At 70.9% G+C, this 24,140-nt stretch carries 17 protein-coding genes; 7 read left to right on the top strand and 10 right to left on the bottom strand.

Annotation, left to right across the window (positions count from 1 at the left end; translation table 11 throughout):
* Positions 1–134: 134 nt before the first annotated feature.
* The 3 genes from hisG to D892_RS0130010 form a co-directional block, all read right to left on the bottom strand.
* Positions 135–983, bottom strand: coding sequence for an ATP phosphoribosyltransferase (gene hisG / locus D892_RS0130020; RefSeq protein ID WP_024804787.1), 849 nt, complete (start codon positions 981–983; stop codon positions 135–137).
* Between the two features lie 67 nt (positions 984–1,050).
* Positions 1,051–1,332 (bottom strand): phosphoribosyl-ATP diphosphatase, encoded by a 282-nt coding sequence (locus D892_RS0130015; RefSeq protein ID WP_198037182.1) that lies wholly within the window; start codon positions 1,330–1,332, stop codon positions 1,051–1,053.
* Positions 1,333–1,409: 77 nt separating this feature from the next.
* The gene (locus D892_RS0130010) at positions 1,410–1,976 is read right to left on the bottom strand and encodes a GNAT family N-acetyltransferase (protein WP_024804785.1); all 567 of its coding nucleotides are present in this window, start codon (positions 1,974–1,976) and stop codon (positions 1,410–1,412) included.
* A gap of 214 nt (positions 1,977–2,190) precedes the next feature.
* On the opposite strand from D892_RS0130010, the gene D892_RS0130005 reads away from it, so the two are divergent.
* On the top strand, positions 2,191–2,607 hold the full coding sequence (locus tag D892_RS0130005) for a hypothetical protein (RefSeq protein WP_024804784.1): 417 nt from the start codon (positions 2,191–2,193) through the stop codon (positions 2,605–2,607).
* A gap of 30 nt (positions 2,608–2,637) precedes the next feature.
* A complete protein-coding gene (locus D892_RS0130000) occupies positions 2,638–2,820 on the top strand; it encodes a hypothetical protein (RefSeq protein ID WP_024804783.1) in 183 nt (60 codons plus the stop codon).
* Positions 2,821–2,900: 80 nt separating this feature from the next.
* Here D892_RS0130000 and D892_RS0129995 read toward each other — a convergent pair whose 3' ends face one another.
* From D892_RS0129995 to metH, 6 genes are all read right to left on the bottom strand, one after another.
* Positions 2,901–4,712 carry a choline/carnitine O-acyltransferase gene (locus tag D892_RS0129995; protein ID WP_024804782.1) on the bottom strand — a complete coding sequence of 604 codons (1,812 nt, stop codon included), beginning with the start codon at positions 4,710–4,712 and terminating at the stop codon, positions 2,901–2,903.
* On the bottom strand, positions 4,709–5,536 hold the full coding sequence (locus tag D892_RS0129990) for a class I SAM-dependent methyltransferase (RefSeq protein WP_024804781.1): 828 nt from the start codon (positions 5,534–5,536) through the stop codon (positions 4,709–4,711). The genes D892_RS0129995 and D892_RS0129990 overlap by 4 nt, the downstream gene beginning before the upstream one ends.
* A gap of 12 nt (positions 5,537–5,548) precedes the next feature.
* Positions 5,549–6,481 (bottom strand): arpA protein, encoded by a 933-nt coding sequence (locus tag D892_RS0129985; RefSeq protein WP_232236203.1) that lies wholly within the window; start codon positions 6,479–6,481, stop codon positions 5,549–5,551.
* 311 nt (positions 6,482–6,792) lie between these two features.
* Positions 6,793–7,485 (bottom strand): HAD family phosphatase, encoded by a 693-nt coding sequence (locus D892_RS0129975; protein ID WP_024804779.1) that lies wholly within the window; start codon positions 7,483–7,485, stop codon positions 6,793–6,795.
* The gene (locus D892_RS0129970) at positions 7,482–9,065 is read right to left on the bottom strand and encodes a serine/threonine-protein kinase (protein WP_024804778.1); all 1,584 of its coding nucleotides are present in this window, start codon (positions 9,063–9,065) and stop codon (positions 7,482–7,484) included. The genes D892_RS0129975 and D892_RS0129970 overlap by 4 nt, the downstream gene beginning before the upstream one ends.
* A 267-nt stretch (positions 9,066–9,332) precedes the next feature.
* A complete protein-coding gene (gene metH / locus D892_RS0129965; protein ID WP_024804777.1) occupies positions 9,333–12,908 on the bottom strand; it encodes a methionine synthase in 3,576 nt (1,191 codons plus the stop codon).
* Positions 12,909–13,215: 307 nt separating this feature from the next.
* On the opposite strand from metH, the gene D892_RS0129960 reads away from it, so the two are divergent.
* Positions 13,216–14,100, top strand: coding sequence for a PAC2 family protein (locus D892_RS0129960; RefSeq protein WP_024804776.1), 885 nt, complete (start codon positions 13,216–13,218; stop codon positions 14,098–14,100).
* A 251-nt stretch (positions 14,101–14,351) separates the two neighbouring features.
* On the opposite strand, the gene D892_RS0129950 is transcribed toward D892_RS0129960, so the two are convergent.
* Complete coding sequence (locus tag D892_RS0129950) at positions 14,352–14,657, bottom strand: hypothetical protein (RefSeq protein WP_024804775.1); 306 nt, start codon at positions 14,655–14,657, stop codon at positions 14,352–14,354.
* 257 nt (positions 14,658–14,914) lie between these two features.
* On the opposite strand from D892_RS0129950, the gene D892_RS0129945 reads away from it, so the two are divergent.
* The 4 genes from D892_RS0129945 (at position 14,915) to D892_RS0129930 (ending at position 24,137) form a co-directional block, all read left to right on the top strand.
* Positions 14,915–16,105: an XRE family transcriptional regulator gene (locus D892_RS0129945; RefSeq protein WP_198037013.1), complete on the top strand. Its 1,191-nt coding sequence runs from the start codon at positions 14,915–14,917 to the stop codon at positions 16,103–16,105.
* 330 nt (positions 16,106–16,435) lie between these two features.
* Positions 16,436–17,938 carry a TIGR02677 family protein gene (locus D892_RS0129940; RefSeq protein ID WP_024804773.1) on the top strand — a complete coding sequence of 501 codons (1,503 nt, stop codon included), beginning with the start codon at positions 16,436–16,438 and terminating at the stop codon, positions 17,936–17,938.
* Positions 17,938–19,362 carry a DUF2398 family protein gene (locus D892_RS0129935; RefSeq protein ID WP_024804772.1) on the top strand — a complete coding sequence of 475 codons (1,425 nt, stop codon included), beginning with the start codon at positions 17,938–17,940 and terminating at the stop codon, positions 19,360–19,362. The genes D892_RS0129940 and D892_RS0129935 overlap by 1 nt, the downstream gene beginning before the upstream one ends.
* Positions 19,363–19,919: 557 nt before the next feature.
* Positions 19,920–24,137: a TIGR02680 family protein gene (locus D892_RS0129930; protein ID WP_024804771.1), complete on the top strand. Its 4,218-nt coding sequence runs from the start codon at positions 19,920–19,922 to the stop codon at positions 24,135–24,137.
* Positions 24,138–24,140 lie beyond the last annotated feature (3 nt).

The following is a 24,140-nucleotide window of genomic DNA, read 5'->3' as shown; positions in this document are numbered from 1 at the left end:
GGAGAACCGATGGCTCCGCCACGAACTCGACCGGCTGCGAGAGTTCCTGCGCGCGCAGGGATTGTGGGAGATCATCCCGCAACCACCCGCCGAACGGCCGCCCGGCGCCGGCCCGGCCGAGGCGCCGTAGCCGATCAGAACCGGCAGGACCGGATATCGGTCGCCAGGATCGCCTTGGCGCCCAGCTCGGCGAGCCGGTCCATCATCTCGTTGCCCTGGCCGCGCGGCACCAGCGCGCGCACGGCGACCCAGCCCTCGTCGGCCAGCGGTGAGATCGTCGGCGACTCCAGTCCCGGCGTGATCTCGACCGCGGCGTCGAGCAGGCGCCTCGGGCAGTCGTAGTCGAGCATCAGGTACTGCTGGGCGAACACGACGCCCTGCACGCGGGCGACCAGCTGGTTGCGGGCCTTGTCGGTGCGGTCCGAGCCGGCCCCCTCGATCAGCACCGCCTCCGAATCGCACAGCGAGTCGCCGAACGCCACCAGGTTGTGCTGGCGCAGCGTGCGGCCCGAGCCGACCACGTCGGCGATGGCGTCGGCCACGCCGAGCTGGATGGAGATCTCCACGGCGCCGTCGAGGCGGATCACCTCGGCCTCGACGCCGTGCCGCTGCAGATCCCGCAGCACCAGGTTCGGGTACGAGGTGGCGATGCGCTTGTCGTAGAGATCCTGCACCTTCCACTCGCGCCCGGCGGGGGCGGCGTAGCGGAAGGTCGAGCGGCCGAAGCCGAGGCTCAGCCGCTCCTGCACCGGCGCGCCCGAATCGAGCGCCAGATCCCGTCCGGTCAGGCCCAGGTCCAGCTCGCCCGAACCCACGTAGATCGCGATGTCCTTGGGGCGCAAGAAGAAGAACTCGACCTGGTTGGCGTTGTCGAGCACGGACAGGTCGCGGGAATCGGTGCGCCTGCGGTAGCCGGCCTCGGTGAGGATCTCGACGGCGGATTCGGAGAGTGCTCCTTTGTTGGGGACTGCGACGCGAAGCATGGGGGTGTCCTTCCGGGACTCGTGACGGAGGGTTGCGTATCCCGCCGGGCATCCGGCGGGCAATCCGTCACAGATGTCGGTACACGTCGTCGAGCCGCAGCCCGCGGCCCACCATCAGCACCTGAACCCAGTACAACAGCTGCGAGATCTCCTCGGCCAGCGCCTCGTCGCTCTCGTGTTCGGCGGCCAGCCACACCTCGCCGGCCTCCTCCAGCACCTTCTTGCCCTGCGCATGCACGCCCGCGTCCAATGCCGCCACGGTCCCGGACCCCTCGGGGCGGTCGACCGCACGATTCTGCAGCTCGGCGAACAGGGTTTCGAAGGTTTTCACGGGGAGCCATTCTTTCAGATGCCCGCGCACGTCCCGCAACCGAGTATCGGGCGTTCCCGTCCCGGCAGGGTGCGGCGGCCGTGCGACCGGCCCGGTCAGGTGCCGGCTCCCGGGCGGCCGATGCGGTAGACGTAGTGGTTGCCGTCGTCGGCCGGATTGTCCGGCGTGAGGTGGCCCTCGGCGATCCGGCGCATTCCGGCCTTCTCCAGCGCCCGCCACGACGCCACATTCGCGGCGGCGACCGGGACGAGGAGACAGCCGGTGCCGGGATATTCGACCCACGTTCCCGCCACCACCGCGCGCAGCATCGCCGAACCCAGCCCGCGGCCGACCCGGTCCGGATCACCCACCAGGTAATCGAGCGAGGCCGCGCCCGCCGGCACCTCGACCAGCGGCGACAGCTCGTCGAGATATTCCGGATAGTCCGCCAGGCGGCACCGCTGCACCAGACCGAACGGTTCGCCGTCGGCGTATACGAGCAGGTCCTCGCCCGGTTCCGCACCGCGTGCCGCCGGACCGAAGTCGCGCTCGACCGCCTCGGGCGTGAACTCGTGGTTCCACCAGCGCCGCACGTGAGGTTGCGCGAGCCAGGTGGCGAGCAGCGGAAAGTCGGCCGGGGCGACCGGCCGCCACGCGAACACCGTCGTGTGCGTGTCGTTCACGAGTGCTCACGGTAGCCGTCCCGCGCCGCATCGGATATCCATTTTCACCGGTCACAGCGCTGTGGCGGACTCCGCCGTGCCCGGCGAAGACTCCGGCACGCCGGAAGGGGTGCGGGAACTTCGCCGTACTTGGCGAGTCTCCTATCGCCCCGCTACCGTCGGCCGCACCCGGGCGGGATATCCCTTTGTCCGGCATCCAGAAGGGGGAACGCAGATGAACGACGCCATGGTCGAGAACCGCCTGCGAGGACTCGAGTCCTTCGCTGGAAACGTCACCGTCGATCTCGCGGATATCAGGTCGACACAGGACCACCACACGGCAGTACTCACCCAGCACACCACCGAACTCACGGAAATCAAGTCGACACAGGACCACCACACGGCAGTACTCACCCAGCACACCACCGAACTCACGGAAATCACAGGGACACAACGCGAACACACCGCGACCCTGACCGAGCACACGGCGGTCTTGGCCAAACACACCATGTCTCTGGAGAACCTGGAACGGTCGGTAGAGAACCTGGAACGGTCGGTAGCCGAGATCAGGCGCGAAGGCGATGCGCGACATACCGCGACGACCACTATGCTCCAGGCGCTCCTCGACAGAGCACCCGGGTCCACTCCGTAGCCGACCGCTTTCGCCGACACGAAAGGCACCATGACGAACCACGTCACGCCCGCAGACCCGGTCGCCAAGGCCCGTGCCGCTGGAGAGCAGGCGTTCATGGCCGTCGAAAGCCTACGACGCAGCGAGGCGCGGCATCACCGGGAGATCATGGCCATGCTGCAGGAGCTTTTCGACAGGGCTCCCCAGGCGGCGCAGCGGCCCGGGCAGCGCTGATCGGTCCGAGGGCCCGGCGGCGGTAGCGCCGCCGGGCTCGCCGCCTCGCGGCGTCGGCGCGGGATGAACGGGCATCCGGCCTAACTGCTCAACAACTCCGCCAGCTCGCGCACCGCGATCCGCAGCTGCTCGGCGAAGTCGTGCATCTGCGCCGCCACGGATGTCGGGGTGGCCAGGTAGATGTTCCAGCGGTCGGGCAACAGCACGTACGCCACGCCGATGCACTTGGGGCTCGTGCACCCGAAACCGAAGTACTCGATATTCGCCGAGGGCGCCGAGCTGGTGCTCAGGTAGTCGTCGCGGGTGATGAGCCAGCCCGGGCTGTCGTAGAACGGCATCGGCTCGGTGGCGCCCAGCCGCTCGCCGCGCCGGCGCTGGATCAGCTGGAGTTCCCACAGGTGCTGTTCCGGGGCGTCGCCGCGCTGGCACTGCTTCGCGCGCTGCCCGTGCGCCTCGGCGGCCGCGCGCAGCCGCGCCCGCTTCTCGTCGGCGTCGGCCCGCGGATCGTCCATCGCCGCAACGAATTCCAGCATCTGCGGAGTGATCACGCGCATCGCCTCGGTGCGGCCGTTGCGGAACTGCCGGGTGGCGATGGACTCGTAGGTGGCGCCGATCAGCCCCTTGCTGCGCCGATGCGCGAGCTGGTAACTCAGCTGGGCGAAGGCGTCCGGCGACATGCCCAGCGACTTGGCGCGATCGGCGCCGAAGTCCTCGAACGAGACGATGCGCGTGGCATTGTCGGCGGCGAACCGGGCGAAGTCGGTGGCCGCGTCCGTGATCCGGGCACGCAGCTTCTCATCGAGCGCGAACTCGATCGGCTCGACCACGGGCAACCCCTGCGCCTGCGCCCCGGACCGCTCGGCATGGTCGGCGACCGGCGTCGCCAGCAGCGCGTCCACGAAAGACAGGATGGTGGTGCCGTCCAGGCCGCAGTGCTCGACATTGATACCCGCGCTGCCGTCGCCGAAGACGACGAACGACACCGCCTTGTCGAACCAGCGGTTGCCGCTGTCGCCGTGCAGCAGCTGATCGCAGGCGTGCTGGGCGTCGTGCGGGGCGAAATCCTCCAGGCAGACACAGAACAGCGCGGTCTCGATGGTGTCGAGGGCGGCGGCGTTCACCGGTTCCGCGCGCAGCCCGGCGCGCACGGTGGCCCATTCGGCCCGCGCGAGGGTGGTCAGATGGCCCGCGGCGGTGCCGGTCGCGGCCCGGCCGGTATCGGCCTTCAGCACCGACTGCAACCCGTCGACGAGATCCTCCTGGCTGTGCGGGGCGCCGCCCGCGCCGATCACGTCCATCCGGAACATGGTGCCGCGGAAGAAGACCACGATGTGGCGTGCCCGCGAGGGCCCCGGCCACTCGTCGCTGTAGGGCACCCGGACCGTGTCCTGTGGGTCGCCGGGAATCCTGGTCTCGGAGAACAGGGACTTGTTCTGCGCCATCGACAGGTGCTGCCCGCGCTGCGTCGCCGGCGGGATCTCCTCGGCGTCGAGCAGCAGCTTGTAGTTCACCGCGGCGGTGATGATCGCGGCCGCGCGCTCGGCCTGCCGGCCGGACGTCGAGCGGGCGAGCGGGGTGTCGTCGCGGAACAGGAAGAAGAAGTTGGCGTTCAACGCGATTCGGTCGCGCCGGCCCAGGTAGCGGGCCGGCCAGAACTCGTCGAGCCAGCTGCGCACGCCCGGTTCCGCGTCGAACCGCTGCAGGTCGGCGTGCAGGATGCGGGCCGGGCCGTCTTCCCGGAGCAGATCGGCGACGGTGCGCTCGGTCTCGGCGCGTTCGTCCTCGGTCAGCAGCGGCGCGCTCCATTCCAGGAATCGCGCACAGCTGTCCTCCAGGGTGGGCAGCGGCACGCGCGGCAGCTGGTCGTCGAAGGCGAAGGTGCGGTCGGTCACGGGCGGTCCTCGTCTGTGGTCGGTCGGTCGTCGTCGGGCAGGCAGAGATACAGCTCGGCGTGCAGCCACCCGTCGGCCTCCAGGCCGGTCGCATCGATCCCGTTGGCGGACAGGGTGTTCAGCACCTGGGTCTGCTCGGCCTCGGAGGCGAAGCGGCGCTGGCGGTGGGTGCCGGGTATGCGCTCTATCCGGTACCCGAGTTCCGTCAGCTCCGCCGCGATCGGCTCGAAGTCGAACATCCGCAGCACGAAGTGTGCCATCCACGGCAGCCGGGCACCGTGCGCCCGTGCCACGCGCAGCAACGTGCGCTCGGTAACGTAGCCGACGCAGCCGGTGGAGATCACCAGATCCGCGGACGCCAGTATCCGGCGCTGCGGTTCTGTGGGGGCCGAGGTCTCCAGATCGGCGTGCACGATGTCCTGCACCAGGCCCGCGGCCCGCGCGTAGGACAGCGCCGGACCGGCCGAGTCGGTGCCGATGAACCGGACCTCCGGCCGCGGATCGGCGGCCGCCAGCCGCGCCCGGTCGCGCGCGGCACAGGTGCCGGTATCACCGCCGCGGTAGTGTTCGGCCAGCTCGGTGACCGTGGTGTCCAGCCGCAGCACCGCGGCGTTCACCCCGTAGGAGCAGCCGATGTCCAGCACCGTCGGTGCCGTGCCCACGGCGGTCCGGTAGTCCGCGATGACCCTTTCGAAATGCGGTTTCGCCAGCTCCGGAATGCAATAGTCCAGTTCCGCCATCCGGTCGTAGTACGCGGAGGGATCGGGGCGATCGTAGATGTCGTCGAACGACGCTTTTCCGGTGCTGTGCAACGAAACCGGCACGGGCACGTCCTCTCAGTCGAGTAGTCGGTCGCCGCGGACCGTATTGCCCGCCGCGATGAGATGGTCGTCCAGTACCCGGCCGAACAGCTGCCGGGTGCGTTCGACGTTGCCTACGACACCGGTCTGCTCGGTGTAGGCGAAGATCGCCGAGTGCCGCTGCGCGGTGCCCTCCACCGGAGACACCCGGTGCAGCGAGAACCGGCCCTGGAACAGCTGGAGATCGCCGGGGCGCAGCTCCAGCCGGCGGATCAGCCCGTCGCCCCGGCCGGTCAGCACCGCGCGCACGTCCCCGAGGTTCTCTTCCTCCGGGGTCCGGATGCCGGGGCAGTATTCGAACACCCCGCCGGCCTGCGCGGCGCGGGTGAGCATCGAGACGGTGAAGGCGTTGGTATCGAAATGCCACGGGTGCGACATCCCCGGCGCCACGACGTTCAGGGTCAGTCCGGCCAGCGGATCGGCGAATTCGTGCAGTTCGGCGAGGCCGAAGCAGTCGGCGAGGAAGCGCTGGAAGCCCGGGCTGGTGTAGAGCACCTCGATCAGCGCGTCGGCCGGAATGAGATCGCGTGCGACGAAGGCGTTTCCGCGCTCGAGCACGATGGTGCCCGGATGACCGGACGGCAGGTCGGCATCCAGCGGGATATTGTAGGCGTTGACCTTCTCGACCGTGTAGTAGGCGTGCGGGGCCAGCGCATCCCCCTCGGCGCGCAGCGTATCCAGCAGCTCCGCGCGGATGAATCCCGGTAGGACACAACATCCGTCGGCGGCCAGGTCCGCTCTCGCCCTGTCCACCACGCGATTCCAGTCGGCGCCGCCGGGCCGATCCAAGGGATACCGCTCGGTATCCACGGCTCGCGGCAATGCCTCCCGATCGCCCTGTGCCCCTGCCGTTTCGGAGCCGGCGCCGGCCCTCGCCCGTCCATCGGCCCACTCCCCGGTCGAAGTCATGCAGCCATTCTGTACTGCCGAGGTATAACACGCCCGAGATTCACCAAGATCACTGGTAAACCTCACAAACCGGCGAGTAACGCTGTGCGCCACAGCTATTCCCGTGCACAATCTTCGGTCGGCCTTCGTTCGGACAGGACGCCACCGGTCCGCGGGCACTCCGCAACACCCCGGGACACTCTCCGCTACTGCCGTCCGGAAGGTTCCCGCGAACCGTCGTGTCCGGGCCCATCGACCGGGTCTCGGCACGAATCGGCCACACGATCGTCGCCGCGGCGGATCACCGCCAAGAGACCGAACGGTCGTGATGCCTACGGCCGGACGGCGCGGTGCACCGCGAACAGTTCGTCGGAGGTCAGCCCTACCAGCGTGTCGCGGAAGACGAGGCCGGGCCGCTCCGGCACCGGAACCTCGCACGGCACCACCAGCACCGCACACCCGGCCGCCGCGGCGGCCTCCGATCCGGTCGGCGAATCCTCCACGGCCACACACTGTTCCGGCCGCACACCGAGCAGCTCGGCGCCCCGCCGGTACGGGTCGGGGGCCGGTTTGCCCCGGACCACCTCGTCGCCACAGACGGTGATGTCGAAACTGTCGCGCCCCAGCCGGTCCAGGCACGACTCGGTGACCGTGCGGGTGGTGTTGGTGACCAGCCCGGTGCGCAGTCCCGCGTCCCGCACCGTCGCCAGTGCCTCTTCGGCGCCCGGACGCCAGGGCAGCGGACCGGCCATCAGGCCGGCCACCCGGCGATGCAGCCGCTCCCCCGCCTCGGCCATGGCCGCCGGATCCGGGTCCAGGCCGAGACCGGCGAACACGATCCGCAGCGCGTCGGGAGCCGACGCCCCGATCAGCCGGCGCCGCGTCGCATCGGTCATCTCGCCGCCCAGCTCGACCGACAGTTCCCGCATGCCGACATCCCAGAGCTTCTCCGAGTCCAGCAGGGTGCCGTCCATATCCCACAGCACGGCCGCGAGACCCGCCGAACCGCCGTTCCGGCCCGTCATCCTCGCTGCGAATCCGTGATGACGAGACCTCCCCCGCTCGGGGCGACGCGGAACCAGCGCCGCTCCGATTCCGAGCCGCCGTTCCGGTGGACGTAGGTCACGGTCGCGGTGGTGGTGTCGCCGTTCTGCACCACGTCCGACACGCGCACCGCGCTGAATCCGCCCCAGAACCGCATGTACGAATCGTACCCACCGGTCTGCGCCTGGTACTCGGGCGAGAGCATCGACCACGCGCCGCCGATATTGCCGGGCAGCATGCCGTAGTAGCTGGAGACGAACCCGGGCGCATCGGCCGGGCGCGGGGGCGTGCTGGAGGCGGGCGTGGACGACGCGGACGGGCTCGCGCTCGTCGTCGTGGCCGCGCTCCCCGGCTGCTCGCTCCGCGCCGGCGGCGGTACGGCCGCCGCCGACGGCCCGGCGCTCACCTGGGACGAATCGCCGCCGGCGACATTCCCGCCGTCGCCGCCGCCGTTGAGCGCGGCCACCAGACCGGCGATCACGATCACCACCCCCGCACCGGCCGCCGCCAGCACCAGGACGCGCCGGTTCCGCCGGCCGGCGGCTGGTTTCCGTTGCGGCGCAGGCGGACCCGCGAGCGTGGTGTCCGCGCGGGCGGGCGCCGGCGGGTCCGTCGGCACGTGCACGGTCGGATCGTCCGAGTTGTCCGCGGCGGCGCCGAGAACCGCCGTCGCCGCGGCGGCCTCCACCGGGGCTCCGGGCTTGGGCAGCACCTTGGTCGCCGACTTGGGTTCGGGCGCCGAGCGGCCCTCCGCCACCGCCGCGAGCGACTCCTGCGCCTCCCGCATCGTCGGCCGGATCCCGGCGTCGGCGGACAGCAGCTGGCTCAGCACCGGGGCCAGCGTCGCGGCCCGCCGCGGCGGCGGGACCTGCGCCCGCGCCACCGAATGCAGCACCGCCAGTGGATTGTCGCCCTCGCCGAACGGCGGCTTGCCCTCCACCGCGGCGTACAGCGTCGAACCGAGCGCGAACACGTCCGACGCCGGCTCCGGATCCTCGCCGCGGGCCAGTTCGGGCGACAGATACGCCGGGGTGCCGGCGAGGAATCCGGTGGAGGTGACGGTGACGTCGCCGACGGCCCGGGAGATGCCGAAGTCGGTGATCTTCACGGTGCCGTTGTCGGCCACCAGGATATTCGCCGGTTTCACGTCCCGGTGCACGATCCCCGCGTCGTGCGCGGCGGTCAGCGCGGCGGCCACCTTGGTCCCGATCCGCGCCACCTCCCGCGGGTCCAGCGGCCCCTTCTCCCGCATCAGCGCGGCCAGGCTCTGCGCGTCGACGAACTCCATGACCAGCCACGGCTGGCCGTCCTCCTCCGCGACGTCGAAGACCGTGACCGCGTTCTGATGATGCAGCCGGGCGGCGATCCGGCCCTCCCGCATCGCCCGCATCTTGGCCTCGAGCGCCTGCGACCGCGTCAAACCGGGCGCCAGCAGCAGCTGTTTGACCGCCACCGTGCGTCGCAGCCGTACGTCGGTGGCGCGCCAGACGACGCCCATCGCTCCCGTCCCGATCGGATCGCCCAGCCGGTATCGTCCCGCGATGAGCCGGTCTGACGTCATGGTGTTGTACCCCTTAGTGCCCGCACGCAGTATCCATCGCGCCATCAGCGGGGCCCTGCGTGGTGACGCTCCGCTACCGCCTCCGGGCCGGACCGCTCATGACGGTGTCCCATCGCGCCATGAGCGGGGCCCCGCGCGCGACCGTGTCGCTACCGGACCACGAGCGGGCCCGGCATGGTGACGCCCCGCTGCCACCACCGAGCCCGTCCGCTCATGTGCCGGGCCACCCTGCCACTCTGCGCGGGCAGCCCGGAAACCTCGAAAAGTCTACGCGTTGAAGTATTTCGCTTCCGAATGCAACAGGACGAAGGCATCGGTCGACTGCTCCGGATGCAGCTGCAACTCCTCCGACAGCGTCACCCCGATGCGCTCGGACTCCAACAGCGACACCAGTTTCGCACGGTCCTCCAGGTCGGGGCAGGCCCCGTAGCCGAACGAGAAGCGGGCGCCGCGGTAGCCGAGCTTGAAGTACTCCTGCACGTCGGCGGGATCCTCCTCGGATACCGAATGTCCTTCCAGCACAAGCTCCTCGCGGATGCGGCGGTGCCAGTACTCGGCCAGCGCCTCGGTCAGCTGCACACCGATGCCGTGCACCTCGAGGTAGTCGCGGTAGTTGTCCTGCGCGAACAGCTGGTCGGCGAAGTCGGCGATCGGCTGTCCCATGGTCACCAGCTGGAACGGCAGCACGTCGACCTGTCCCGTCTGCGCCGCGAACTCGCGGGACCGGATGAAGTCGGCGATGCACAGGAAGCGGCCGCGCTGCTGGCGCGGGAAGGTGAAGCGGAACCGTTCCGGCGCACCGGGCTCCGGCTCGGTGAGCACGACGACATCGTCACCCTCCGACACGGCCGGGAAGTAGCCGTAGACCACCGCGGCATGTTGCAGCACGCCCTCGGTGGACAGCCGGTCCAGCCAGTAGCGCAGCCGCGGCCGCCCGTCGCTCTCCACCAGTTCCTCGTAGCTGGGCCCGTCGCCGCCGCGCTGCCCGCGCAGGCCCCACTGCCCCAGGAACAGCGCGCGCTCGTCGAGCAGGCCCGAATACTCGGCCACCGCAAGACCCTTCACCACCCGGCTGCCCCAGAACGGCGGCACCGCGACCGGCAGATCGGCGGCCACGTCGGAGCGTTCGGGTATCTCGACGGGCGCCTCCTCGGCCTTGCGCTCGGCGGCGATCCGCTTCGAACGTTCGTGCCGCGCCTTGCGTTCGGCGGCCTTCTCCCGCTCCGCGATCGCCTCGGGGCTGTCGTCCTCCACGTCGCCGCCGCGCTTGCGGGTCATGATGTCGTCCATCAGCCGCAGGCCCTCGAAGGCGTCGCGGGCGTAGTGCACGTCGCCCTGGTACACCTCGGTCAGGTCGTTCTCCACGTACGAGCGGGTCAGCGCGGCGCCGCCGAGGAGCACCGGGTACTCGGCCAGACCCCGGGTGTTCATCTCCTCGAGGTTCTCCTTCATCACCACCGTCGACTTCACCAGCAGCCCGGACATGCCGATCACGTCGGCCTTCTTGTCCACCGCACTGTCGATGATCGCCGAGATCGGCTGCTTGATGCCGAGGTTCACCACCTCGTATCCGTTGTTGGACAGGATGATGTCGACCAGGTTCTTGCCGATGTCGTGCACGTCGCCCTTCACCGTGGCCAGCACGATCCGGCCCTTGCCCGCATCGTCGGTGGCCTCCATGTGCGGCTCCAGATGCGCCACGGCCGACTTCATCACCTCGGCGGACTGCAGCACGAACGGCAGCTGCATCTGCCCGGACCCGAACAGCTCGCCCACGGTCTTCATGCCGGCCAGCAGCGTCTCGTTGATGATCTGCAGCGGCGGCACCTCGGCCATCGCCGCGTCCAGATCGGCGTCCATCCCGGCCTTCTCACCGTCGACGATGCGGCGCTCCAGCCGCTCGAACAGCGGCAGCGCGGCCAGTTCCTCCGCCCGCGACTCCCGCGACGACGCCGTCGACACGCCCTCGAACATCGTCATCAGCTTCTGCAGCGGGTCGTAGTCGTCGCCGCGGCGGTCGTAGACCAGATCCAGCGCCGTCTCGCGCTGATCGTCGGCGATGCGCGACATCGGCAGGATCTTCGATGCGTGCACGATCGCCGAATCCAGTCCGGCCTGCACGCATTCGTGCATGAACACCGAGTTCAGCACCTGCCGCGCCGCCGGATTCAGGCCGAAGGAGATATTCGACAGGCCGAGCGTGGTCTGCACGTCCGGATGTCGGCGCTTCAGTTCCCGGATGCCCTCGATGGTTTCGATGCCGTCGCGGCGCGACTCCTCCTGCCCGGTGCCCAGCGTGAAGGTCAGGCAGTCGATGATGATGTCGCTCTCGCGCAGACCCCAGTTGCCGGTGATGTCGGCGATCAACCGCTCGGCGATCTCGACCTTCTTCTCCGCCGTGCGCGCCTGGCCCTCTTCGTCGATGGTCAGCGCCACCACCGCCGCGCCGTGCTCGGCCACCAGCCGCATCGTCTGCTGGAAGCGCGAGTCCGGACCGTCGCCGTCCTCGTAGTTCACCGAGTTGATCGCGCAGCGGCCGCCGAGGTGCTCCAGACCCGCCTGCAGCACGGCGGTTTCGGTGGAGTCCAGCATGATCGGCAAGGTCGACGCCGTCGCCAGCCGGCTCGCCAGCTCGGACATGTCGGCGGTGCCGTCGCGGCCCACGTAGTCGACGCACAGGTCCAGCATGTGCGCGCCGTCGCGGGTCTGGTCCTTGGCGATGTCCAGGCACTTCTGCCAGTCGGCGGCCAGCATCGCCTCGCGGAAGGCCTTGGAGCCGTTGGCATTCGTGCGCTCGCCGATCATCAGCACCGAGGCGTCCTGCTCGAACGGCACCGCCGTGTACATCGACGACACGCTCGGCTCCGGCTGCGGCTCGCGCCGGGTCGGCGACACCTCGGACACCGCCTCGGCGACCTGCCGGATGTGCTCGGGCGTGGTCCCGCAGCAGCCGCCGACCAGCGCCAGCCCGAACTCGGTCACGAAGCCGCGCAACGCGATCGCCAGTTCCTCCGGGGTCAGCGGATATTCCGCACCGTTGGCGCCCAGCACCGGCAGGCCCGCGTTCGGCATCACCGACACCGGCACCCGCGCGTGCTTGGACAGGTGGCGCAGATGCTCGCTCATCTCGTCCGGCCCGGTGGCGCAGTTGAGGCCGATCATGTCGACGCCGAGCGGTTCGACCGCCGTCAGCGCCGCCCCGATCTCGCTGCCCACCAGCATGGTTCCGGTGGTCTCCACGGTGACGTGGTTGATGATCGGAATCCGGCGGCCGGCCTTCGCCATCGCCCGCCGGCTGCCCGTGACCGCGGCCTTCACCTGCAGCAGGTCCTGGCAGGTCTCCACCAGGATCGCGTCGGCGCCGCCGTCGAGCATGCCCAGCGCCGCCTCGGTGTAGGCATCACGCAGCGCGGCGAACGGGGCGTGGCCGAGCGTCGGCAGCTTCGTCCCCGGTCCCATCGACCCCAGCACGTAGCGGGGCGCGCCGTCGGCCGACGGCCCCATCTCGTCGGCCACCTCGCGGGCCAGCCGGGTGCCCTGTTCGGACAGGTCCCGGATCCGGTCGGCGATGTCGTAGTCGGCCAGGTTCGGCAGGTTGCAGCCGAACGTATTGGTCTCGACGGCATCGGCCCCGGCCTCGAAGTACGCCCGGTGGATGTGCCGCAGCACGTCCGGCCGGGTCTCGTTCAGGATTTCGTTGCACCCTTCCAGGCCGCGGAAGTCGTCCAGGGTGAGGTTCGCGGCCTGCAGCATGGTGCCCATTCCGCCGTCACCGACCACGACCCGGCGGGCGAGTGTGTCGAACAAAGTGGTATCGAATTCGGCGCCAGCTGAGACAGACATGTCGTCCAGAGTAGTGGGACGACCGGACAGTTCTAGTCGAAGGACCGCCACGGCAGCGCCTCGGTGACCGGTCCCACATCACTATATCCGCGCCCGGCGGGCCGTGGGCATCCCGCGTCTGCGCTGGTGGGAGGACAAGCCCGCGGCACGGGCAAACCCACCACCAATCGACCTGGATACGTTTCACAATTTTCTCGGCGGACGGTCTCCCAACGGACGGGGAGCATCGGTGCCACACCGGCCCGCCGACACGCGCGTTGGCGCATATGCCGTGAACGATACGGCCCCCACGCCGTAGGCTGACCGAGTGAACCCCAGTGCATCACCCGATCCGGAACTGCCGACGCTCCGCGACCCGGTGCTCGTCGCCGCCTTCGAGGGCTGGAACGACGCGGCCGACGCCGCCAGCGGCGCCGTCGAGCATCTGGAACTGATCTGGGACGCCGAACCGCTCGCCGAGCTGGACTCCGAGGACTACTACGACTACCAGGTGAACCGGCCGACCGTACGCCAGGTCGACGGTGTCACCCGGGAGATCCAGTGGCCGTCGACCACGCTGTCGGTGTGCTCACCGCCGGGCAGCACCCGCGACATCGTGCTGCTGCACGGTATCGAGCCGAATATGCGCTGGCGCAGTTTCTGCCGCGACATCCTGGAACTCACCGAGCAGTTGCGCGTCTCTACGGTGGTCATTCTCGGTGCCCTGCTCGCCGACACCCCGCACACCCGTCCCGTCCCCGTCACCGGCACCGCCTACAGCAAGGAGGCGGCCGAGCGGTTCGACCTCGAGCAGACCCGCTACGAGGGCCCGACCGGTATCACCGGCGTCCTGCAGGACGCCTGCGTGCGCGCGGGCGTTCCGGCCGTGTCGTTCTGGGCCGCCGTCCCGCACTACGTCTCGCAACCGCCGAATCCGAAGGCCACCATCTCGCTGCTGCACCGCGTCGAGGAGGTGCTCGACATCGAGGTCCCGCTCGGCGAGCTGCCCGCCCAGGCCGAGGACTGGGAGGCGGCCGTCGACGAGATGACCGCGGGTGACGAGGAGGTCAGCGAGTACGTGCGCTCGCTGGAGGAGCGCGGCGACGCGGCCGTCGATCTCAACGAGGCGATGGCCAAGATCGACGGCGACGCCATCGCCGCGGAGTTCGAGAAATATCTGCGCCGCCGGGGCCCGGGCGGCTTCAGCCTCTGAGCGAAGCCGGCGGGGAATCGGCAGCGGCCACGGTGTCTTCCGGCACGGCCGAGCGATTTCCGGTCGGGCCGAGCGGGTTTGTGGTCCGCCGAGCGGATTTGTGGTCCGGCCGAACGGATTTCCGGCGCGGCCGAACCGGGCAACGACGAAGGCCGGCTGCCCGGTCAGCGGGCCTTGCCCAACGCCGTCGCTCCGTACTCGATGTAGGACGTTCGCGATGCGGGACTACTTCCCTGGTCCGGGCGGCGGGGTCAGCACTCCATGGTCCACACCTGCGCCTCCGCCTCCTCCGCCAGCTTCGCGATCAGCAACTCGCGCGGGATCGTCTGGCCGGCAAAGTGTTCGAGCGACGGCACCACCACGTGGTGGGCCTCGGCACGCTTGAGTTCGGCCGTCAACTCCGCGAACGCGGCGCCGTCACCCTGGGTCGATTCATGGAACGTGGCGGCGAAGCAGAGCCCCTCGCTGGCGGCGAGCACGCACATCGCATCCTCGAGCTCGTCGCCGTCGCCATCGGCAAGGTCGTCACGCACGTATCCATAGATCAACGCTTCCACCCGAACCTCCGTTTGGATGTGGACTGGGATTCGCTGTTCTCTTGTCGGTACTGCGTCTTCGGTACTGCTTGATGCCGAAACCGATCGGTCGGCACCGGGCCGGCAAACCGCCCACTACGAGGATGCGACATTCGCAAATGCAATTGCAGATGTCAATCCGGTGACATCTGGATGCCCTATTCGGGCCACCGATCGTTAACTGGTGGGATACTACATACGTGACCGCTGGTGACGATCGACCCGTCTGGGCTGTCAGGATGCGCTCCGAACGAGATGCCAGGGGGTGGTCACAGGCCGAAGCCGTGCGCGCCATGCGCGCCAAGTCCTCGCACAACCTGCCGACGGACAATACTCTGCTGCGTAACTGGCGCCGTTGGGAATCCGGCGAGTCGCGGCCGGACGATTTCTACGCCCCGATCATCGCGGCCGCCTTCGACACGGTCACCGCGGCGTTCTTCCCCAAGGCCCGGCCCAACCGCGACGACGAGCTGCTGTCCTCGACGGGCATGGACACCCTCGAGTTCATCGGCCGGCTGCGGATGTCCGACGTCTCGTCCGCGACACTGGATGCCATTCACATCACCGCCGAGCGCCTGTGCAGCGAGTACCCCTACACCGACCCGCACGAACTGCACGCCGAGGGCACCTCGTGGCTGCGCCGCATCACCTCCCTACTGGACGGTCGGCTCACACTCGCGCAGCACCGGGAGGTGCTGGTGCTGGCGGGCTGGGTGGCCCTGCTGGTCGGCTGCGTCGACTACGACCTGGGCTGGCGGACCGCGGCCGAGGCCACCCGGCGGGCCGCGATGTCGCTGGGGCGAGAGGCCGAACACGGCGAAATCATCGGCTGGGGAGCCGAAATGGCCGCTTGGTTCGCCCTGACGCAGGGCAACTACCGCGGCGCGATCGAATCCGCCGACACCGCGCTGGCAACCGCCCAGCAGCTCGGCGTCGGCGTCCAGCTCGCCGCCCAGCAGGCCAAGGCGCATGCCCGCCTGGGCGACCGCGCGCGGATGGAGGCGTCGCTGCAGCGGGGCCGGGCGATCCTCGAGCGAATGGACCATCCGACCAATCTGGACCATCACTTCGTGGTGGATCCGCAGAAGTTCGACTTCTACGCCATGGATTGCTGCCGGGTCGCCGGCGACGACCGGCTCGCGGAAACCTATGCCCACCAGGTGATCCGCAACTCCACCGGACCCGACGGCACGCTGCGCAAGCCGATGCGCGTCTCGGAGGCCCAGCTGACGCTGGCGGTGGTCGCGGTGCGGGCGCGTGAACTGGAGCGGGCCGTCGACGAGGGCATGCGCGCCTTCGACGGGCGGCGGCGTTCGCTGCCCTCGCTGCTGTGGATCGCGGGCGAGGCGGCCCGGGAGATGATCGAACGCTTCCCCGGCGAGCCCCGCACCCACACCTATCTCGACCGGTTGCGCTCGCTCGCCGGCTGAACCGGCGTGCCCCGGCCTCCCGAGGAACACGAGTGTTCGTCGCCCGCACCGCAGTTCACGGGGTCGGCGAGGGCACCGCGGCACTCGGGCGCGCCCCCGCGCACGACACCGCGGCGCGCCGAGACCGGGCACCGCGTCGGCTTGTCGCATCCCGGTACTACTCTCGTGCCGGTGACCGAGTCCGCTGAAGAATTGCCCGACGCCGCCGCCGCGCCGACGGCCCTGTTCGACAGCGCGACCGTCGACCGCGGCCGTACCGTGTTCGCTCCGGTCGGTATCGGCGGCTCCGCCGACCCGGTCCCGATCGAGGGATCCGAGGCCGGCGAGCGGCTGCGGCTGTTCTCGTTCGCCACCGCCGAGAAGCGCGGCGAATATCTGTGGGTGCTGCGGGCGTTCGATCACGCGCGCGCCGCCTACGTGGTGTTACTGCACGCCAACGACGTGTCCGAGACCCTGGCCCGGTTCCCCGAGGCGCCCCGGCTCACCGCAGCCGAGGTGGGGCCGCTGCTCGAGCAGCTGCACCGGTGGGGCGTGCTGGAGCGCAGCTACGACGGCAGCCGCGCGGCCACCCTCGCCGAATACCGCAACCGGCACTTCGTCTATCAGTTCTCCCGCGCCGGCTACCAGGCCTACCGCGCGGTCGCGGACGTCCTCGGCGTGCGGCTGGACGAGGCGTCGCTGTCCCGGCTGGTGCTGCCGGAGCTGCTGTCGGATCTCGACGCGCTCGCGCGCGCGAACCGCACCGGCGACGCGGAGCGGGTGTACCGCATCCTCAATCGGCTCGACACCGCGCTGTCGGAACTGGCCGACCGGGCCGCGCACTTCTACCTGACCCTGGGCGATCTGGTCCGCACCACCGAGGCGACGCCGGAATCGTTTCTCGCCCACAAGGATGCGCTGCTGGCGCACATGCGCGAGTTCAGTATGGATCTGGCCCGGTTCGCGCCGCGGCTGACGGCCGCCATCGCGGAGGTCGAGGACACCGGGGTCGACGAGCTGATCGCCCGCGCCGGCGCCTGCGACGAGCGGGTGCTGCTGAGCCTGCCCGAGCGGGAGGCCGACTGGCGGGCCCGCTGGCAGGGCCTGCGCGGCTGGTTCGTCGCCACCACCGCGGATGCCGGTGCGGGCGACGGCAATCCGGTCACGGAGGCCGAGCGGCTGCGGGAGGCCACGATGAGCGCCATCGCGGCCGTGCTGTCGCTGCTGCGCCGGGTCACCGAGACCCGCAAGGGCGGGGTGAGCCGCGAATCGGCGCTGCGGCACCTGGCCGGCTGGTTCACCGCCGCGCCCACCGCCGAGAGCGCGCACGCGCTGTTCGACGCCGTATTCGGGCTCGGCCGGCCGCGGCACCTGGCCATGGAGCATCCCGACGCCGATGTGGTGCCGGCGATCCGATCCTGGTGGGACGCACCGCCGCTGGAGATCGCCCGGACCCTGGCCGAGACCGGCCGCCCGCCCTCGCCCGGGGCGCCGTCGCGGATCCAGCGCAACGACGCCGGTGTCCGGCGTTTGCGCCAGGAACAGCTGGACGCGCAGCGCGCCCGCGCCGACGCCGCCCGAGGGTTGGCCTCCGCCGACGTCTACGAGCGCGCACTCGACGACCGGGAGACCGAGGTGCTGCTGCGCCTGCTCGATGCGGCGTCCACGGCCTGGGTCCCGGTGCGCGGCCGGGTGGGCGGTACGACCGGTACCGACAGCGGGGTCACGCTGACGGTCCGCGAGCACGCCGGTTCGACCGTCGTCCGCACGGCGCACGGCCTGCTGCACCTGAACAACCGGCGCCTGGAGGTGCGCGAGAACACCCGCGCCGCAACCGAGTCCGGTCGGTCGTGATGCACGCGCGCGGCATCGACCCGCTCGCGCTGGACAGCTATCAGCGCGCCGCCCGGGTGATCCTGGCCAACCACCTGGTGACCCGCGGCTTCCCCGATCGCATCGCGCTGCCGCTGATCCGGCGGTGGGCCACCGAACTGCGCGAGGATCTGGCGGAGCTGTTCGGCTACCGGCTGGAGGTCACCGAGACGACGGCCCGCCTGTTCCCCGTGCTGGACCGCCTGGACGCCGACCGCCCCGCCCGCACCCCCGCCGACCGCGTCTTCGACCGGCGCCGATACGCCTATCTCGCCCTCGCGCTCGCCGCGCTGGGCCGGGCGGGAGACCAGATCACGCTGTCCGAGCTGGCCGATCAGGTCGCGTCGTACACGACCCGGGTCGAGGGCCTGGAGCTGTCCACCGATCGCGCGGCGGACCGGGACGCGTTCGTGGACGCGATCGCGTGGCTCGCCGCGCGCGGGGCAGTGGCCCTCGCCGACGGTGACGCCGGCGGCTGGGCCGCCGACCCGGAGGCCGGCGAGGCGCTCTACGACATCGACCGCTCGGTGGTGTTCGCGATCTTCCGGCCGCCCCGCGTGCTCCAGCACCTGCACAGTGTGCGCGGGCTGCTGGCCGACGAGTCCGACGGCGCCGCACCGGGTTCGGCGCGGCGCACCCGGACGGCGGCCGCGAGCCGGGTGCGCCGCGCCCTGGTCGAGCTGCCGGTGGTGTACGCCGAGCAGCTGCCCGACGACGAACGCGCCCTGCTCGGCTCCGAGAAAGTGGTCGCCGAGGTCGAGCTGCTCACCGGGTTGCGGGCCGAGCGGCGGGCCGAAGGGGTCGCGCTGATCGACGTCTCGGGCCGGTTCTCCGATATGCGCTTCCCCGGCACCGGCACCCTCGCCCAGGTGGCGCTGCTGCTCATCGGCGAGATCGCGGACCGGGTGCTCGACATCGACCATCCGCTGCCGCGCCGCCGCCTGCCCGAACCCGGTGCCGCGCTGGCCGATCGGCTCGACGCCGCCATCCCGGAGTCGACCGTCTTCGCGCCGATGGTCATCGACTCCGAATATGAGGCCGCGGAGGAGGTTTCGGAGCCGCCCGCGGACGAGCCGGAGGTGCCCGAACATCCGGTCGTCGAGTTCGACTGGATCCGCGAGACCGTGCAGGCCCTCACCCACCGCTACGGGTCCACCTTCGCCGCGCAGTGGCAGGCCGACGTCCCCGGGCTCACCCGGGAGGTCCTCACCATGCTGGAGCGTCTCCGGCTGGTGCGGACGCTCGACGACGGCCTGCTCGTGCTGCCCGCGCTGGCCCGCTACCGCGGCGCCGTCGTCACGGTCCGCACCCGCGCCGAATCCGAACTGTTCGCCTCCGCAACGAAACTCGGCGCCCACGCGCAGACAGAGCCCGCACCCGCCACGCCTCCGGGCGGTGACTCGTGATCCCGACACGTCGTCGCGGCATCGCGCACGCGGGCCGGCACGAGTCGACCGACGACCGAGCCGGCGGCGTTCGCGCACGTCGTGTTCACCCGGGCCGCTCACCTTCCCCCGCATGCCGTTCGGAATCCGGCTCCGGTGACGAGCGCACCGCGAGACGTACCGGTGCGCCGCACCGCGCCGGATCACCGGACGGACTCGGCCACGGTGGTCGCACCGCCATAGGGCGGTTCGGTGCGTCCGGCCGATCCAGCCGTCCGGAACACGGTGCGTTCCGAGCCGGGACACGCGCATCGCGCCGGGTGTCCCCGAGACACGCACCGGCACCCATCCCGAAATCGGTGGCCCACTGTGTCGCACAAGCACAGGACGTCGCACAGGCACAGGACGTCGCACAGGCACAGGACGTCGCACAGGCACAGGACGTCGCACAGGCACAGGACGTCGCACGGGCACGGGGCGGTGTGGCGCAGAATCTCCCGCGGGGGCGTGGCGCGGCGGCTACCGGACCGGCAGTCCGGGCGAACGGCAATCTCGAACGGAAGGGGACGGCGTAGCTGATGGAGTCCATTCATGGTGGCGTGCGGTTCGTTCCCACCCGGGCGGGGATCGTCAATCTGTGGGACTACCGCGATCAGGAGTTCTGCTTCGCGGACGGGCGGCTGGTGCTGCGCGGGCCGAACGGATCCGGCAAGACCAAGGCGCTCGAGGTGCTGTTCCCGTTCGTGTTCGACGGGCGGATCGAGCCGCGGCGGCTGAATCCGTTCGCCGGTGAAGAACGCACGATGAAGTCGAACCTGCTGTACCGCAAGCAGGAATCGGCGTACTCGTACGTCTGGATGGAGTTCGCGCGCGGACGGTGGGCGGATCCGGAGGTCGTCACCGTCGGCATCGGCATGCGCGCGACGCGCTCCGCCGACAAGGTCACCCGCTGGTATTTCGTCGCCGACGGCCGGGTCGGCGTCGATTTCTCGCTCATCGGGCCCGACGACCGCCCACTGACCCGCAAGCAGCTGGCCGATCAGATCGGCACCGACGCGATCACCGACCGTCCCGTCGACTACCGGGCGGCCATCGACGCCCGGATGTTCGGCCTCGGATTGCAGCGCTACGACCAGCTGATCAACCTGATCCTGACGCTGCGCCGCCCGCAGCTGGCCAAGAATCTCGATCCGCGCGGGCTGTCCCAGGCGCTGACCGACGGCCTGCGGCCGCTCGACGACCAGATGATCCTCGACGCGGCCCGCTCCTTCAGCGATATGGAGGAGGTCGGCCGCACCCTGGAGGGCCTGGTCCAGGCCGATACCGCCACCCGCGCCTTCGTCGACGTCTACCGCAGATACCTGGGCGTGCAGGCGAAGTCGGATGTGGACCAGGTCGGCACCCGGCTCGACGCGGTCACCCACGCCGCCACCGCGCTGTTCGCCGCCACGGCGCTGCGCGAGCGCCGCGAGGCCGAGCGCGCGGCCGCCGAGGTCCGCGCCGAGGAGGCCGACCGCGCCTACGAGCACGCCCTCGCCGATCGCGAAAACCTGCAACGTTCCAGCGCCTACGAGGGTAAGCAGCAGCTCGACGATCTCGCCGACGCCGTGCGCCGCCTGGAGGCGTCCGCGGCGGTGCACCGCGACAAGGCGACCAAGGCCCAGCAGGCGGTGGACCAGCGCGCCGCCGAGGCCGAACGCGGCCGCGCCGCCGTCGAATCCGCCGCCGCGGCCCTGTCCCGGGGCGAGGACGAGCTGCGCTCCGCCGCCGAGGAGGCGGGAATCACCTGGACCGCACTGCCGGAACAGGCCCGCGGCGAACAGCTCACCGCCACCGTGCGCGGCCACGCCGAGGAACGCGACGCCGATGTGCGCGCCGTCCGCCAGGCGCTCACGCTGGTGGACGCCGCCGGCGCCGACCGCGCCCGCGCCGAGCGTGCCGCCCAGCGCGCCGCCGAACAACGCGACGCGGCGGCGGCCGCCCTCGCCGAGGCCGAGGCGGCGGTCACGCTGGCCCGGTCGAATACCGCCGCGGCCCTGCGGGAATGGTGGGACGAGCACCGCGACCTGCACTCCCCCGTCCGCTCCGGACTGTTCGAGGCCCTCGACGCCGCCCTCGGCGAGGCGGGCGCCGACGACGCGCCCTCCCTTGCCGAGGTGCTGGCCGAACGCACCGAGCCGCTGACCGAGGAGATCCGCGCCCGCCGCCAGCAGGCTCGCACGGCCGCCGCGCAGGCCGCCGCACAGGCCGAGTCGCTGCGCGCCGAGCGGCAGCGCGTGGCCGCCGAACACGACGACGCCCCACCGGCTTTCGCGGCGCGCACGGACGACCGCGCCGGCCGGCCGGGCGCGCCGCTGTGGCGCCTGGTGCGGTTCGCCGGCGAGGTCGATCCCGGGCGGGCCGCCGGAATCGAGGCCGCGTTGCAGGCCGCCGACCTGCTCGACGGCTGGGTGTGCGCCGAGGCCGAGCTGCCGCATCATGATTCGGACCAATTCCTCGTCCCGCTCCCCGAAGCGGCCCGGCCGCCGGGCCGGACGCTCGCCGATGTTCTTGTCGCGGAGGATGATTCGGACGACATCACCGTCCCCCGCGATACCGTCGCCGGCGTTCTCGCCTCGATCGCGCTGAGCGGCACCGATTCCGACGCGGACGGCCGGGTGACGATCGGTGCCGACGGCCGGTTCCGCCAGGGCGTGCAACTCGGCCGGCACACCAAGCCGCGGGCCGAGTTCATCGGGGCCACCGCCCGCGCCCACCGCCGCGAACTGCGGCTGACCGAAATCGATGCCGTGCTCGGCGAGACCGAACGGAGCGAGCGGGCGGCCCGCGCCGACGACGAGGACGCCACCGCGGAGTTGACCCGGATCTCCGCCGCCGCCAAGGCCCTGCCGCGCGCCCATGCCGTCACCACCGCGTTGCGCGCGGTGTCCGAGGCCGGCGGCATGCTGCGCTCCCGCTCGGAGACCGCCGCCCAGGCCGACCGCGAACTCGATCAGGCCGTCGCGGAGTACGGCACGGCCGACAAGAAGGTCCGCTCGGTGGCGTCCGCCCACCGGACCCCGCGCGATCCCGCCGACATCGACGCCCTGGCCGCCGCGATCCGGCACTTCGAGAACACCGGCACGGCCCTGCTGCGGCTGCGCGGCGACCATCAGCGCGAGCACGAACGCGCCCGCGAGGCCGAGGACCGTCACACCGAATCCCGGGATCTGGCCGAGGCATTCGCCGAGGAGGCCGAATCCGCCCGCACCGGGTACGAGGAGCAGCTGCGCAAGCTGGAGACCCTGCGCGAGGCGCTGGGCGCGGGCGCCGCCGACATCGACCGCGAACTCGCCCAGGCCCGCGAACGCATCGACGCCGCCCGCGCCGAGCAGAAGGCGGCGCGCAAGGCCGCCGCCGATGCCATCGAGGGGGTCGGCACCGCCGAGGGCGCCTACCGGGCCGCGCACGACTCGCTCGGCACCGCCCTCACCGAGCTGCTCGCCGACGTGAAACACCTTGCACCCTATGCCCGTCCGGACCTGCTCGGCCTGCTCGGCGCGCCCGCCGAGAGCCGCTGGCCGAGCAGCGAGGCGGCGTGGTCGACCGCGGAACAGCTGCTGTACCGGATCGAGACCGGCGGCCCCGACGGCCTGAACGCCGACGGCGGGCTGCGAGTACTGCCCGACGAGGTGCACCAGCTGTTCGACAACCTCTGCGCCGCAACGACTTCCGTGCGCGCGAGCGAGGCGACCCGGAAGTCGACCCGCAGCGCCGTCACCGCCGCGCTGCAGGAGTTCGACGCCGCGCTCGCCGCCGCCCGCCAGGACTACCGGCTGCAGTGGGATGCCGCCGACGGGCTCACCGTCGTGCAGGTGCACGACGATCAGGGCGCCACCGCGCTCGCCGATTTCGCCCAGCGCATCGCCGGGGCACGCTCGGACCAGGAGCTGCTGCTCACCGACGCCGAGCGCCGCATCCTGGAGGACGCGCTGCTGACCGGCCTCGCCCAGCAGATCCACGAACGCACCAGTGACGCCCGCGATCTCATCACCCGGATGGGTGCGGAGATGAAGCAGCGCCGGATGTCCTCGGGCAACACCATCGGCGTGCACTGGGTGCTGGCCGACAACCTGTCCGACTCGGCGCGTGCGGTGTGCAAACTGCTCGACCGCGACTCCTCCGAGCTGGCCCCCGACGATCTCGCCACCATCCGCGCGCATTTCGCGGCCGAGATCCGGGCCGCCCGGGCGGCGCACCCGGAACGCTCCTATCCCGAGATCCTGGCCACCACCCTGGACTACCGCGCCTGGCGGGTGTTCTCGTTCACGCTGATCACCGCCGACGGCAGCGAGGACCGGCTGACGGTGGCCCGGCACAGCGCGCTGTCCGGCGGTGAGCAGTCGGTGTCGCTGCACCTGCCGCTGTTCGCCGCCGCGCACGTCATGCTCGATTCCGCCGACCCGCAGGCACCGCGCCTGCTGGCGCTGGACGAGGCGTTCGCGGGCGTCGACGACAACGGCCGCAGCGAGTTGCTGGGCCTGTCGGTCGATTTCGACCTGGACCTGTTCATGACCGGCTACGACCTGTGGATCACCTACGACCACGTGCCCGCGTGCGCACACTACGACCTGGCGCATTCGGCGGCCGAGAACACTGTCAGCGCCACGCTGCTGGTCTGGGACTCCGCCGATCTGCTCGCCGAACACGACGGCTCCGACCTCACCGCCGCGCTGGGTTCGCCGAACCGCCGCCGCACCCCGCACACCGTCGAGGGCGGCATCACCTTCGACGAGGCGCTCGAGACCACCGGCTGATCA

The sequence above is a fragment of the Nocardia sp. BMG51109 genome, assembly GCF_000526215.1.
Taxonomy (GTDB): Bacteria; Actinomycetota; Actinomycetes; order Mycobacteriales; family Mycobacteriaceae; genus Nocardia.
The sequence above is the reverse complement of the archived record's forward strand: the minus strand, read 5'-3'. Positions and strand labels throughout refer to the sequence as shown.